The sequence below is a fragment of the Candidatus Manganitrophus noduliformans genome (assembly GCF_012184425.1).
GTDB classification, from domain to species: Bacteria; Nitrospirota; Nitrospiria; order SBBL01; family Manganitrophaceae; genus Manganitrophus; species Manganitrophus noduliformans.
The window spans coordinates 430,102-443,499 of sequence record NZ_VTOW01000003.1 but is presented as its reverse complement, the minus strand read 5'-3'; the positions used below and the strand labels follow the sequence as shown (position 1 = coordinate 443,499).

The window sequence follows — 13,398 nt, the reverse complement described above, 5'->3', positions numbered from 1 at the left end:
CTCTTATTCCGTTTTCTTGATGTGGAGATCTTTCAGCTGACGCGGGTCGACCTCGGAAGGGGCGTTCGTCATCAGGCAGATTCCCTTCTGTGTCTTTGGAAAGGCGATCACATCCCGGATCGAATCGACGCCGGCCAGGATGGCCGTCAACCGATCAAGTCCGAATGCGATGCCGCCGTGCGGAGGGGCGCCGTATTGGAGCGCTTGAAGCAGGAAACCGAATTTTGCCTCGGCCTCCTCTTTCGTAATGCCGAGAAGATCGAACATCTTCGACTGCACTTCGTTTTGATGGATACGGATGCTCCCGCCGCCGATCTCCGTCCCGTTGAGGACGATGTCGTACGCCTTCGCCCGCGCGCGGAGCGGATCGGTCGCAAGCAAAGGAATGTCCTCATCCATCGGCGAAGTGAAGGGATGGTGCATCGCCACGTAGCGCTTTTCGGTTTCGTCGTATTCCAGGAGCGGAAAATCGGTCACCCAGAGAAGCTTGAGGGCGTTGGGGTCGATCAGGTTGAGCCGCCGTCCGATGACCAAACGGAGATGGCCGAGGACTTCATAAACAACCTTCTCCCGATCGGCGACAAAGAGAAGAAGATCCCCCGGCGCCCCTTCCAACCGCTGACCGATCTCTTTCAGCATCTCCGGCTTGAAAAACTTGGCGATCGGCGCTTCCATCCCCTCCGGCGTCACCTTCATCCAGGCAAGCCCCTTGGCGCCTCGTCCGGTCGCCTCCTGGGTTAACTCCTCCAGCTCCTTTCGGGAGAGGGTGGCAAGCCCTTTCGCATTGATCCCTTTGACCAATCCCTTCTTCTCGACCGCCTCGCGGAAAACTTTAAACTCGGAGCGGGCCGCGATATCCGAAAGATCCTTCAGCTCCAGACCGAAACGGAGATCGGGCTTATCGACTCCGAACCGGCTCATCGCCTCCTGATAGGTCAGCCGCGGAAAGGGCGATTCCAACTGAATCCCTTTCACTTCCTTGAGAACGGTCCGGACCATCTCTTCCATCAAAGAAAGAATATCCTCCCGCTCGATGAACGACATCTCGAGATCGATCTGTGTGAACTCCGGCTGCCGGTCGGCCCTCAAATCTTCATCGCGGAAGCAGCGGACGATCTGGTAGTACCGGTCGAATCCGGAGATCATCAAAATCTGCTTGAAGAGCTGCGGCGACTGGGGCAAGGCATAGAACTGGCCGACATTCAAGCGGCTGGGGACGAGAAAGTCGCGCGCCCCCTCCGGCGTGCTCTTGGTGAGAAAGGGCGTCTCGATTTCGAGGAACTGATTTTGATCGAGAAAACGGCGGACCGCTTTCGAGAGGTTGTGGCGAAGAATAAAATTCGTTTGGACCGATTTCCGCCGAAGGTCGAGATAACGGTATTGAAGACGGAGCGATTCGGAAGGCTCTTTCTCTTCTTCGATGGAGAAAGGGGGGGTCAACGACGCATTGAGGATGATCAGATCGCCGGCATGGACCTCGACCTCTCCGGTCGGAAGCTCCCGGTTCACCGTCCCCTCGGGGCGGCGCATCACCTTTCCGGTCACCTGGATGACATACTCCGACCGGAGCTGGTGGGCGCGCTGATGGATCTCTTCGGAGAGCTGAGGGTTGAAGACGACCTGGACCAGACCTTCCCGATCGCGAAGATCGATAAAGATCAACCCGCCGTGATCGCGCCGCCGGTGAACCCATCCGACCAGCGTCACCTCTTTTTCAATCTGCGCCGCCGTCAACGCGCCGCAATAATCTGTCCGTTTCATTGTTCTATGCCTTTATTATCGTAATGGCGTGCAGATTAACACGCGTGATTTTCCTTGTCAACGCAACGACGTAAGGCTCTAAATCAGCCCCGAACGATCACTGATGAAGATTTTACGTTTAACGAATAATGATTCACGAATAACGTGTTTGGTTCCGGATTAGGGAGTATCGGCAATATGGAAGGTGCGGACTTTGTTGGGCCCGCCGTAGACCATGAAGACCTTCTTGCTCATACGGATATGGTAATTCGCCCAGGCGTTCGGCTCTCCATTATAATAGGCCTCGGGATCGACACCGCTGGCATTCAGGAAGTCGGGCTCATAAAGGCCGGCGTCCAATACTTCGGCCACCAGACACTCTGTGGTGAATCCCTGTCCTTTCAAAGTAACCTGTGTTAAGAGTTTAAGTATCTCTTCACTGTTCGTTAACACCAATGGTTCCATTCCGTCTAACCCCCTCCCGCGCGTTTACCCCGCACCGCTTCGCCCTTCGGTTTCACCGGCGCTTTTTTCGCCGCCCCCCCTTTATGAATGAGCCCCTTTAATCCCTTCACCTCCGCCGGCGTCAGCCGCCGATAATCTCCCGGAAGGAGATCCCCCAGCGCCAGAAAACCGTAAGCGACCCGCTTCAACTTCAAGACGTCATGGCCGATTTTTTCAACCATCATCCGAATCTGCCGTCGCTTCCCCTCGTGTATGATGATCTCGATCCAATCATGCTCGGAGGTTTTCCGAAGCGGCCGAACCCGAGCGGGAGCGCTCTTTCCCCCCGGCAGCGAAAGCCCTCCCTGCGCCAACTTTTTGATCTTCTCTTCCGTCAGATGCCCTTTGATCTTCACCCAATAGGTCTTCTCAACCCCGCTGCTCGGGTGCATCAACGCGCCGGCCAGGTCGCCGTCGTTGGTGAGAAGAAGAAGCCCTTCCGAATCATAGTCGAGGCGCCCGACCGGATAAACCCGCTCTTTGATGTCCCGGACAAAGTCCATCACCGTGGGCCGGCCCTCCGGATCGTGAACCGAGGTAATATATCCTCTCGGTTTATTTAAAAGCAAATAGATCTTATGCGGCTCGATCTGGATTCGCTTGCCGTTTACTTTGACGTAGTCTTTCTCCGGATCGACCTTGGTACCGAGCTCCGTGACGATCTTCCCATTCACCTGAACCCGCCCATCGAGAATCATCTCCTCCGCATGGCGCCGGGACGCAATCCCCGCTTTCGCAATCACCTTCTGCAGTCGCTCTATCATCTTTATACCCCTATTAAGGCGATTCGATCTCTGATGTTCTAACAGACTCTTTCCTGGATGGTCAAGAACTATCTCTCGCGCCACAACGAACCGACTCCGATAGAATCGTCCCGCCTCGGTCGATCCCCCTAGCCTAGGAGGGATCAACCCGCCCCGGCTATTTGGCCCGTTTTCCATTCTTAACCTCGGCCCGGAGACAGACAGCCCCTAAACACCTATTATTATTTCAAAAAAATACTTTTCAACAGCCTGTGTATTCACCGGCACCCTAAAATAGCACTCGTCCTAGTCCATCCGAACTAGTCCATTTTTCCGATACTAGGACTAGCTAGCCTTAAAATCTTTCGCCGTGTGGCTCAAGCTTTCCTTTAGGTTTTTTATCCACAGGAAATCCACACTAGTCTATACCGAGAGAGGATCGTCTCGGACCGAAGCGACCTAGTCAAACCAAAATGGAAAAAACCGGTCGAACTCGGCGACCGTGAAATCGGCGCCACTCCTAACGAATCAGGCTTTTTACGGCACTCCCCTTCCGAGAAAAAGGATCTGAGCGAAACGCGTTTTAGGAGGGTGAAATTCGGGCAAAACGGAGTGATTTTTTCAGGCAGGAGAAAATGGAAATGAGAAAAGAAAAATAGGCGGAGTTAAAGTCTTCGATGAACTATTCGCAAGCCGACCCAAATCACTCGCGGCGGTGGAACATCCCCGTTTCTAATCCCGCTCTCGGTCGGACCCGGAGGATCCCACTCCGCCCGGTTCGCAGAAGATGCTTGGAAGCAAGGGTCCGAAAAAACCGGAAACCACTCGATTCCCGGCTGCACGGGAATCACGACAAAGAGGGACCGACCGCTCAAAATGGAACGGACTCACGACGCGCCGATCGAATTGTTTCATTGAAAAAATCGACTGCACTAAAATACAAAGGGAGGGAAAATATAGGAAGGGGCGTTTGGACTACTTCTTTTCAACGATTTTTGTATCGCTGATTTTCCAGGTATTCCCTTCTTTCAGGAGACCCCAGCTGACCTTGTTGGTCGCCGTCTGGGCTTTCTTGGCCTTTTTGGCCCTTAAATTGGTCTGTTGGTTCATTGTAATGGAAGCGCGGTTTCCGTTGATTTGAAGGTCGGAGATATCGAATTGAACGGAAATACTTTCGTACTGATCAAAGAAAGACTGAAGCTCTTTTTCATCTTTCGGAGAGGACTGCACCAGGTCTTTTAAATAAAGCCCGATGTCCTTATTTTCAAAAGCCTTCTCTTGACGCCGGATAATCTGGCGGATTAACTCTTCGTCCGAAAGAACCGGGGGGGGCGGCGCAACGGCCGCAGGCGGACGGAGCGCCGCCTCTTTCACCGGTTCTTGCTTCGTCGGGATCTCTTTGGGGGCGACCTCCCGGGGCGGCGGAAGGACCTCTTTCTTCTCCGTCGGTGGAAGGGCGCTCTTCTTCGGCTCGGGAGGAGAGACCTTTCGCGCGAGGTCCGCTTCGGCAGCCGGAGGTTCGGGTGCTTTTTTAGAGACCCTAACCTGCTCTGCCGCTTTTTCTTCAGCGGGACGGTGCGTCAAGGCCGCTGGCGCCGGTGTTGCAGGCTCGGTCCGGGATGTCGATGCAACGGCGGGACGCTCGTTCGGCACATCCGGCTTCACCTCCACTCCTTTGGGCGCGGGTGCCGCGGGAGCGGGAGGCGGAGAGATCACCGCCGGCTGATTCGGGACCGGCAAAGGCTTTGCCACCAGGATGTCGGGCTCTTCTCCCTTTTTCAGAAAGACAACCGTGCCGACTCCGATGAGACCCAGCGCGCCGACAATCAAGAACGCCGTAATGGCCATCGCCCCGACCCGCTTCTTCGGGACCTCCAACTTGGGATTGGAGGGAACGGCTTTCGAAGGATTTGAATCGGGCGTCCCAATTCCGAGCTGAACCGTTACGCTTTCCGCCGTCGCCAGGGCGGCTCGCTTCATTCGGGCTTGGTCCTTCTCAATCTCCTCGTTAAAGAGCTGATGGACGCTTTGCGCCAGATCCGATTGGATCTCGCTGAGCGGCTTCGACAGGCACCGCTCCAGCTCGCCCTGCATCTGCGCGGCGGAGGCATATCGATCTTGCACCTCCTTGGCCAGCGACTTCGCTACGGCCGCTTCGACCTGTTCCGAAATCGCTGCGTTCAATTGGCGGGGAGATTCGAACTTCGCTTCGCGCACCCGCTCGAGTGTGTTGATCTCGCTGTCCCCTTTAAAGAGCCGCTTGCCGGTGGCGCACTCGTACAATACGATCCCTAACGAGAAAAGATCCGACCGGTGATCGATCCCCTTTCCCCAAGCCTGCTCGGGAGACATGTAGGCGAGTTTTCCTTTGAGGATTCCGGTTCGAGTTTCGTTCTCCTGGAGGGCCGCCTTGGCGATGCCGAAGTCGACCAGCTTGATCTCGCCGTCGTAGGAGATCAGAATATTCTGCGGGCTGATGTCCCGGTGAACCAGGTTCAGCTCGTTTCCGTGCAGATCTTTCTTCTTGTGCGCATGCTCCAACCCGCTGCAGACGCGGCTGATAATGAAGAGGATCTGATCGATCGGAAGAGGCCGGTTGCTCTTTTGACTCCGCTCCATGATCGTCCGAAGGTCTCTCCCCATCACATATTCCATCCCGATGTAGTACGACTCTTCGACCTGTCCGAAATCGAACACCTGGACGATATTCGGATGGGAGAGCTGGGCCGCGACTTTGGCCTCGTTGATGAACATCGAGACGAATTCGGCGTTCTCGGTAAACTGGGGAAGAATCCGCTTGATGGCAAGAAGCCGCTCGAATCCTTTCGATCCGGTCTGCTTGGCGAGAAAGACCTCCGCCATGCCCCCCTTGGCAATCTTATCGATGAGGAGATACTTTCCGTACTGGGCGGGAAAATTCATCCGATTCTCTTTCTCTCCCGGAGATGAAATGGGCTACTTTGTCTAAAGTTGCGGAAATAAAGGAATGAATCCGTATAGGAAAGTAAATCTTAAGGTCGGCGTTTTGTCAAGGAAAGCGGAGGGACGATCCTGATTCGGAATGAGGAATTGAGGATGAGAAATCTAAAGCGATCAAAGAAAGGAACCGCGGAAGTCACGACGCGCCTGCGGCATCTCTGGAACGGATGGGATTTGGCGGGAGCGTCAGGAGGGTTTGCACCAGCGCCGGCAGCACTTCCGGGGACGGGGCGATGCAATCGGGCTGCTCGCCCGGTCGATCGACGTAGCCCCAGGCACACCAGACCGTCGCCGCCCCGAAGGCGCGGCCCATTTTGATATCCGCCGCAGAGTCGCCGATCATCACCGCCCGCCCCTTGTCTGAAATAAAACCGCAGCAGAGGGCGGCCTCTTTCAAGACCCGCGGGTCCGGTTTGGTCGCCGAACAGGTATCTCCGCCGATGACGTCGGCGAAGAACTTTCCAATCCCAAGAAGGTCGAGCAGACGGCGCGAGATCCGCTCCGGCTTGTTCGTCACAACCACCAACGGACCGATCAAGGACAGGCGTTTGACCGCGTCGGAAATTCCCGGATAGAGTTTCGTTTCACAGACCGCATTCTCGAGATAATCGGCCTCGTATCGACGGCGGACTTCTTCCATCCGCCCCCCCTCGTCCGCTTGAAGATAGTCGTCGAAGCAGGCCTGATAGAGTTGTTCCATCCCCTTGTTGACCCAAGGAAGAACCGCTTCATCGGTGCGGCGCGGAAGCCCCAGCCTCTCGCGGACCCGATGGGCCGCCGAGATCATGTCGCGCCGGCTGTCTTCGAGCGTTCCGTCGAGATCAAAACAAATCATGCAGCTCATTTCGCCCCCGAGGCCCTGCGCGCCAGCTGTTCGACGCTCCCGCTCGCATCGCCATGCTCGGTCACCTTTCGCTCCCCGCTCAACGAACCTTTATAAGCGGAGAAAGGGCGGCCGTTGTGGCTGATCACTTCGTGCGCCAGCCCGCCCGGAATCAGGAGGATGTCTCCCCCTTCGATCGTAATGGGAAAATCGTCGAAGTGAAACGTAATTGCCCCCGACACCGCCCCCCGGATCTCCGGCTCGTCGTGCGCATGCCGGCTTCGCTCGAACCAGGGGGCGACGGTCTGAAGATCATAAACCGTGTAGCCGAACCGCTTCATCTCCTCGGCCACCGATTCTTCCGTCGGCTCCTCCTTTCGCCCCCATTTGATGACCTTCACCCCATTGGGGAAGGTCCCCACTTTCGCTTGCTGCGACATCGGCCAATCTCCTCTAAAAAAGCTGCATCGGCGTTCTCTTGTGGCATCGCTTATCTTTGCATCGGCCCTCAAAATAGCCTGCTTTTCTCTCAGAGTCAATAGGAAACAGGAGATCAAATCGGGTGAACCGCGCTCCTTTCATGAGTGCGGATTCGATCTTTTGGTTAAACTTCTTAAGCGACACCGTGCTTCTTAAACCACGCCTGGAGCCGCTTCCAGCCGTCCTGCGCCGCTTCCTTCCGATAGCTGGGACGGTAGTCGGCGTGAAAGGCGTGCGGGGCGTCGGGGTAGACGACGATCTCCGACCCGCCCCCGGCGGCTTTCAGCGCCTGGCGCATTCGCTCGACCGTTTCGATCGGAATGCCAGTGTCGGCGCCGCCGTAGAGACCGAGGACCGGCGCTTTCAATTTCGCCGCCACGTCGATCGGATGTTGCGGCTGCAGATCGCTTGCCTGTCCCACCAGGCGCCCGTACCATGCGACCCCCGCTTTCAAACGCGGGCTGTGCGCCGCGTAAAGCCAGACAATTCGCCCGCCCCAGCAGAACCCGGTGATCCCCAATCGTTTGAGATCCCCCTTGCCCGACTTTCCCGCCCAATCGGCCGCGGCGTCGAGATCGGCCATCACCTGCGCGTCCGGGACCCTGGAGACCACCTTGAAAATCTCCTGCGTGTCGGCCATCTTCGACACATCCCCCTGCCGGGCGTACAGCTCGGGGGCGACGGCGAGATAGCCGCGTTTGGCGAGACGGCGGCAGATGTCTTTGATATGTTCGTGGACCCCGAAGATCTCCTGGACCACCAGGACGACCGGGAAGCCCCCTCCCTTTTCCGGCATCGCCCGATACGCCGGCATCTCTCCACCCTTGGCCGGGATCTTCACTTCACCCGCGGTCAGGCCGCCCGCGTCGGTCGTGAGGAGCTCGCCGAACGCCGGCCGCACCGCCAGGGCGAACCCGGCGGCCAGCGCCGTCACCACAAACTCCCGCCGAGTAAATGGCTTCTTTGACAGGAACGTCTCTAGAGGTTCTTCCATGCCGTTTCTCCTTCCGCTGATCGCGATGGAATTCTTCTAAGATTGAAATAGGTACAGTCTACTTACTCCGGCCATCGATTTTCAACCCCCCCATTCTCCCCGTCGAGGGCTGCCGTCCTCCCTCCGCAATGAGTCACCCCACATTTTTAATCCTTTGGTATACTTTCTTAGGATTATTTTAACGCCTTTAAATAAATAATGACCCACGAACAATAACGGCCAACAAGGAGGCTCAAATGCAATCACGTTTCTACCGCTGGATGCTCGTCCTACTCTTCTTCTCTCCTCTTCTGCTGCAGAACTGCGGCGGGGGAGGGGGAAGCTCCGGAGGAAACCCGCCGTCCGGCGCAACGGTGTCGGGAACGGCCGCAACCGGCGCCGCCGTCGCGAGCGCCACAATCACGATCAAAGACGCCACGGGGGCGTCTGAAACGGCCACCACCGGCGCAGACGGGAAATATACGATCGATGTCACCGGTATGACCGCTCCTTTTCTCGTGAAGGTCGATCTCCCCGGCGGAACCGCCCTCTACAGCGTCGGAAGCGCAGCCGGGGTCGTCAATGTCCATCCGCTCACCGATTTAATTATCCGAACCTGGTATGAAGTGCAGAACGGCACCATCGACGCCGCATTTTCAGACCCGGCGGCCGCTCCCCCGCCGACCGAAACAGAGTTGGCGGTGATGGTCTCGGTGATTAAAGACCTTGTATCGCAATGGCTCGTCAATGCCGGTTTGGATCCGGAAGAATTCGACCTGATTTCCACACCGTTCGATGCCGACCAGAGCGGGTTCGACGGATTCCTGGACGATCTCACGGTCGACACAACCAACCTTGTCATCCATGTCGATACGGATGGAGACGGCACCAACGAGCAGGAAACGACGCTCAGTCTTGACGGAGGCACCGTCTCGGCCAGCACCACGGTCACCGTAAACGGGATCACCAGCACCAGCTTCAGTTCCGCTTTCATCCCGACCACCGCCGCGGAGCGCGAAGGGGTGGCCGGCGCCCTCGCCACGCTGCAGAGCCTCGCCGCCACGGCAACTTCGAAAGGGGATGATCTCGCGACGGCCGACCTGCTCCCCCTCTACGACGCCGACTACCTACACCGGGGGTTGAACGCCGAGCAGGACGCGGCGGGATTTGCGGACGACTTAGGTGGAGTCACCATCGACGCTTTCGTCATCGATCGCGTCCTCTCCTTCGACTCGGACAACAACATCGTCAGTGTCGCCGGACGGGCCACCCTCAGCCAGGGTGACCTTACTGTCGTAGAGATTATCGATGAAGAAGGGGACGGCCTCATCTTCAAGAAACAGAGCAACGGGCAATGGCTCTTCTACGGAAACCAAGAACGGGCGCGGGCTCAGGTGGGAGTGATTACGGAGCGAAGGAGGCTCGGAACGACCTGCGACTCCGGCTGCGATGATGTCTACTACGCCTTGAAGGTTCAGGTCAGCGCGCCGGTCGGCGAGATCACATCGGCGACGATCAGCGGTCTGATCGGCGAATCCCAACAGACCAATGTTCCTTTAACCAAAAATAGCGGCACTTTCAGCGACGACGGGGTCGAAACGGAACATTTCGATCTCAATGACGAGGGAAGCTGGTGGTACCAATTGACCGGACCGGACCAGTTTCCTCCGGCGGGAACGGTCTACACGATCACTGTGACTTTTGCAGACTCAAGTCAAGCGGTCTATACCCGCGTTCTCGGAGCATCGACCAGTGAGTCGTTTGACGTCCAGGCTGGGGTTGAAGCGGCGGTCGGTCATAGCTTCAACGACATAAAGGACACTCCAGTGACGCTTAGCTGGACTCTCCCGGTGTCGTTCCCCATCGAGGAAGTCTTTATGTATGGCTTCGTGAAGGGGTCGGACACCGGCATCGGCTGCAACGTCGAAGGACCGCTGTTGGCAACAACAGCGACTTCAGGCACCATTACCCTTCCGAGCCTGTGTGAGGAGGAAGCGGTTGAAATCGACCCCTCCTATCCGAGCATCAACGTTGTGGTGCGCGGGAAGAATGGGGAAGAAACGGGAATCTGGTACGCCTTCCAAGAATAATACCGTCTAAAGCCCCAGGCCCCGTCAACATGCGGGGCCTGGGGTTCACGGCAATCGGAACATCAGTTTCCCTAATGAACTTCAATTCCATCCAGCAATAATCTAACATGTAAAAAAGTGTGTCGTGATCCACTTTTTCGTGATCCGGATCTCCTTTGATTGACATCTCGCGATGGAACTCTTCTAAGATTGAAAAAGATAATGATCGCAAATAATAACGGCTAACAAGGAGGATTCAATGCGATCACGTTTCTACCGATTGATCAGGACGAGGGGTTTTTCCCGTCGTTTGCCCCTTCCTCCCTCACCGATTTCAAGTACTCCTCCCACTCGACCAGGAGCATATACTTTTTTCTGGTATTGCATTCTTTGCAGGCGGGCACGACATTCCCCTTGGCGCTCTTCCCTCCCCGCCCGATCGGGACGATGTGGTCCATCGTCAGCTCGGACGGCTTGAACTTCCGCCCGCAGTAATGGCAGATGCCGGTGCTCCGGCGGCGCTTCCACCACTGGCTGTTCCGAAGCTCGCGCGCCTTCGCCTTCTCCTTCTTAATGTCATCGTCATCCACATCGGTATAAAACGGCTCTACCATCGCTTGCCTATTCAATCATTGCAATGACCGGCGCGTGGTCCGACGGCCGCTCTTCGGCGCGGGGATCTTTATCGATCTCGCACGCGCGGCACCGCGCCGCCACAGCGGGTGTTCCCCAGATGTGGTCGATCCGAAGACCGAGGTTCCGGCGGAAGGCGGCGATCCGATAATCCCACCAACTGTATACCCCCGCCTCCGCGTGATGGAGCCGGAAGAGATCTTCCAGCCCCCACGATTTGAGATGCGCCAGCGCCGCCCGCGCTTCGGGATGGAAGAGGACCTCCCCCACCCATGCCGCCGGATCATGGACGTCGATCGGCTCCGGCGCGACATTGAAGTCGCCGACCATCACAAGCGGCTCCTCGGGCTTGTGGCATTGATCGAGATAGGTCCGAAGCCGCGCGATAAAACCGAGCTTATAGATAAACTTCTCAGAGCCGACCGATTGGCCGTTCGGCATATAGACGTTGATGACACGGATGCCGTCGATCGTCGCCGCCATCAGCCGTTTCTGTTCATCGAGCGGAAGATCGGGAAAGCCGATCCTCACGTCGGTCAACGGCCGCTTCGACAACATCGCCACCCCGTTGTAGCTCTTCTGCCCGGCAACCGCCGGCTCATATCCGGCTGCCCGAAAGGCTTCCATCGGGAATTTCTCATCCTCCACCTTCGTCTCCTGAAGACAGAGAAGATCGGGCTCGTGCTTCCGAAGCCAGTTTAAAATGGAATCCTGCCGGGTGCGAACCGAGTTCACGTTCCAGGTGGCGATCTTGATCACATTTCCTCCGCAATCCGGGGCTTATGTCTTTGTCATACCACTTCGGACCCCGATTTTCAATCCGCCCCGGCCCAAACTGACCCTTGTATCCTGTCTCCTGGATTTGTTACCCTAAGCATGATTCACCATCAAACGAGGAGGTATGACATGAAAACGATCAGCTGTAGAGACGCCGGAATCGATTGTGACTTCGTTGCACGGGGCAACACCGCGGATGAAGTCATGAAAGCCGCCGCGGAACATGGCCGACAGAAACATGGCATGACCAATATTCCTCCCGACCTTCAACAGAAAATGCGCTCCCTCATCCGCGAGGAAAAACAAGCGGTTTAATAAAAGGGCCGCCTCCGAATCAAAGAGGCGGCCCTTTTTATGTTCGCTTTTCCGATGAGGCTTCGTCATCTCCTGTCCGCGCGCGCGACCATCGCTTCAAACAAAAAGTGGTAGACCTCCGCGTGCCGCTTCGTCTCCCAGAGATCGGCCCCCCAGATATAGGCCCCATGGTCCTTCACCAAAATGCAGTGCGCCTTCGCGAAGTCGGGATGCTCGATCGCCGTCTTAATCTGCCCGACCAGCTCCGGCTCGCGCGGCGTATTCTGAATGACCGGGACGGCATGCCGATCGATGTTGCTTAAGCCGCGAATCCCCTTCAGCATCTCAAGACCGTGAAAGACGACCCGGTCGGACTTCCCGGCCAGATCGCCAGCCAAGACGGACGAGAGACCATGGCTGTGCATGACCGATCCGGCCCCCCGCTGATTGATCAAGAGGCAGAAGATGGTAGAACATTCGGACAGGCGCAATGTTTTGTTTTTCGGCGTACGGAGGATCTCCCCGCCGCGCCGATCGACGATGAAGAGATCGGAAGGCTGGACCCGCTCTTTGTGAACGCCGGTCGGCGCCATCAGGAATCGATCGGCATCGAGCCCGGCGCAGATGCCGCCGCCGGTCCCCGCGACCCATCCCTTTTCATAAAAGAGGGAAAGCATCTCGGAGATCAGGGCGCGGGTGGTCGCTTCCGTGGCGCGCGGTGTCGGCATGATCCTCCTCTCTCTGTTCGTCGAAAACGTCCGAGAGAATACCACGCTTCAGTCGGTTCGATCAATAGGATTTGTGATCAGGCAAACCGTGGGGAAATACCGGGGAAGACGCAATGTAGGGGCGTATGGCCATACGCCCCTACACGCCACATTTACACTTCGACGTTCATGCCGAGCCAGGCGCGGATCAGATCGTTTCGTGTAATCGTCCCGATCAATCGCTCGCCCCGGACGACCGGCAGGCGGTGGATATGAAGATCTTCCATCGCCTGACTCGCCTCTTCGAGGGTCGCATCTTCCTCCGCGACCACCACGACGGGGTTCATGATCTCTCGAACGGCAATCTCTTCCAAACGGCGCGTTCCCCGAAGCGCCATGAGGATATCCTGCTCGCTGATAAAGCCGACCACCCGGTCATCCTCGCTGACCACCGGCATGCCGCTTTCATGGCTGTCGAGAAGGAGGCTCGATACATCAAAGGCCGAGCTTCCTTCCCTCGTGAAGAGGGTGTTTCCCTTTTTAATTTCTCCGACGGTTTGATACTTGGGTCTCATGAATACCTCCTGTCATCATCATCCAGACGAACCCCTCATGCGAACCCGCATCAGAGGAGAGACCCTCCCCCGCTCTCCGGATCGGTGGAAAAGCAGACCGG

13 protein-coding genes are annotated in these 13,398 nt (G+C 56.9%); 2 read left to right on the top strand and 11 right to left on the bottom strand.

Annotation, left to right across the window (positions count from 1 at the left end):
* Positions 1-3: 3 nt before the first annotated feature.
* The 7 genes from aspS to MNODULE_RS16655 form a co-directional block, all read right to left on the bottom strand.
* Complete coding sequence (aspS, locus tag MNODULE_RS16685; protein ID WP_168061916.1) at positions 4-1,761, bottom strand: aspartate--tRNA ligase; 1,758 nt, start codon at positions 1,759-1,761, stop codon at positions 4-6.
* Positions 1,762-1,920: 159 nt separating this feature from the next.
* A complete protein-coding gene (locus MNODULE_RS16680; protein ID WP_168061914.1) occupies positions 1,921-2,205 on the bottom strand; it encodes a hypothetical protein in 285 nt (94 codons plus the stop codon).
* Between the two features lie 5 nt (positions 2,206-2,210).
* Complete coding sequence (locus tag MNODULE_RS16675; protein ID WP_181071084.1) at positions 2,211-3,008, bottom strand: pseudouridine synthase; 798 nt, start codon at positions 3,006-3,008, stop codon at positions 2,211-2,213.
* Positions 3,009-3,962: 954 nt separating this feature from the next.
* Positions 3,963-5,909, bottom strand: a complete 1,947-nt coding sequence (locus MNODULE_RS16670; protein WP_168061913.1) for a serine/threonine protein kinase — start codon at positions 5,907-5,909, stop codon at positions 3,963-3,965.
* A 193-nt stretch (positions 5,910-6,102) separates the two neighbouring features.
* Positions 6,103-6,810: an HAD family hydrolase gene (locus MNODULE_RS16665; RefSeq protein ID WP_168061911.1), complete on the bottom strand. Its 708-nt coding sequence runs from the start codon at positions 6,808-6,810 to the stop codon at positions 6,103-6,105.
* Positions 6,807-7,229, bottom strand: coding sequence for an AraC family ligand binding domain-containing protein (locus tag MNODULE_RS16660; protein ID WP_168061909.1), 423 nt, complete (start codon positions 7,227-7,229; stop codon positions 6,807-6,809). Before MNODULE_RS16660 ends, MNODULE_RS16665 begins: the two co-directional genes overlap by 4 nt.
* Before the next feature lie 173 nt (positions 7,230-7,402).
* Positions 7,403-8,263 (bottom strand): dienelactone hydrolase family protein, encoded by an 861-nt coding sequence (locus MNODULE_RS16655; RefSeq protein ID WP_168061907.1) that lies wholly within the window; start codon positions 8,261-8,263, stop codon positions 7,403-7,405.
* A 236-nt stretch (positions 8,264-8,499) separates the two neighbouring features.
* On the opposite strand from MNODULE_RS16655, the gene MNODULE_RS16650 reads away from it, so the two are divergent.
* Positions 8,500-10,332: a hypothetical protein gene (locus tag MNODULE_RS16650; protein WP_168061905.1), complete on the top strand. Its 1,833-nt coding sequence runs from the start codon at positions 8,500-8,502 to the stop codon at positions 10,330-10,332.
* Between the two features lie 263 nt (positions 10,333-10,595).
* Here the strand turns inward: MNODULE_RS16650 and MNODULE_RS16645 are convergent, their stop codons facing one another.
* Positions 10,596-10,925 (bottom strand): HNH endonuclease, encoded by a 330-nt coding sequence (locus MNODULE_RS16645; protein WP_168061903.1) that lies wholly within the window; start codon positions 10,923-10,925, stop codon positions 10,596-10,598.
* Between the two features lie 7 nt (positions 10,926-10,932).
* On the bottom strand, positions 10,933-11,703 hold the full coding sequence (xth, locus tag MNODULE_RS16640) for an exodeoxyribonuclease III (RefSeq protein WP_202882249.1): 771 nt from the start codon (positions 11,701-11,703) through the stop codon (positions 10,933-10,935).
* A 147-nt stretch (positions 11,704-11,850) separates the two neighbouring features.
* Here xth and MNODULE_RS16635 point away from each other — a divergent pair, with 147 nt between their 5' ends.
* Complete coding sequence (locus tag MNODULE_RS16635; protein ID WP_168061901.1) at positions 11,851-12,036, top strand: DUF1059 domain-containing protein; 186 nt, start codon at positions 11,851-11,853, stop codon at positions 12,034-12,036.
* A gap of 65 nt (positions 12,037-12,101) precedes the next feature.
* Here the strand turns inward: MNODULE_RS16635 and mtnB are convergent, their stop codons facing one another.
* Complete coding sequence (mtnB, locus tag MNODULE_RS16630) at positions 12,102-12,743, bottom strand: methylthioribulose 1-phosphate dehydratase (RefSeq protein ID WP_168061899.1); 642 nt, start codon at positions 12,741-12,743, stop codon at positions 12,102-12,104.
* 152 nt (positions 12,744-12,895) lie between these two features.
* Positions 12,896-13,297: a CBS domain-containing protein gene (locus MNODULE_RS16625; RefSeq protein WP_168061897.1), complete on the bottom strand. Its 402-nt coding sequence runs from the start codon at positions 13,295-13,297 to the stop codon at positions 12,896-12,898.
* Positions 13,298-13,398 lie beyond the last annotated feature (101 nt).

Coding starts and splice junctions, on each gene's coding strand:
- MNODULE_RS16660 (WP_168061909.1), bottom strand. CDS start 7,229: ATGTCGCAGCAAGCGAAAGTGGGGACCTTCCCCAATGGGGTGAAGGTC.
- MNODULE_RS16650 (WP_168061905.1), top strand. CDS start 8,500: ATGCAATCACGTTTCTACCGCTGGATGCTCGTCCTACTCTTCTTCTCT.
- MNODULE_RS16655 (WP_168061907.1), bottom strand. CDS start 8,263: ATGGAAGAACCTCTAGAGACGTTCCTGTCAAAGAAGCCATTTACTCGG.
- aspS (WP_168061916.1), bottom strand. CDS start 1,761: ATGAAACGGACAGATTATTGCGGCGCGTTGACGGCGGCGCAGATTGAA.
- MNODULE_RS16670 (WP_168061913.1), bottom strand. CDS start 5,909: ATGAATTTTCCCGCCCAGTACGGAAAGTATCTCCTCATCGATAAGATT.
- MNODULE_RS16675 (WP_181071084.1), bottom strand. CDS start 3,008: ATGATAGAGCGACTGCAGAAGGTGATTGCGAAAGCGGGGATTGCGTCC.
- MNODULE_RS16635 (WP_168061901.1), top strand. CDS start 11,851: ATGAAAACGATCAGCTGTAGAGACGCCGGAATCGATTGTGACTTCGTT.
- MNODULE_RS16680 (WP_168061914.1), bottom strand. CDS start 2,205: ATGGAACCATTGGTGTTAACGAACAGTGAAGAGATACTTAAACTCTTA.
- MNODULE_RS16645 (WP_168061903.1), bottom strand. CDS start 10,925: ATGGTAGAGCCGTTTTATACCGATGTGGATGACGATGACATTAAGAAG.
- MNODULE_RS16625 (WP_168061897.1), bottom strand. CDS start 13,297: ATGAGACCCAAGTATCAAACCGTCGGAGAAATTAAAAAGGGAAACACC.
- MNODULE_RS16665 (WP_168061911.1), bottom strand. CDS start 6,810: ATGAGCTGCATGATTTGTTTTGATCTCGACGGAACGCTCGAAGACAGC.
- mtnB (WP_168061899.1), bottom strand. CDS start 12,743: ATGCCGACACCGCGCGCCACGGAAGCGACCACCCGCGCCCTGATCTCC.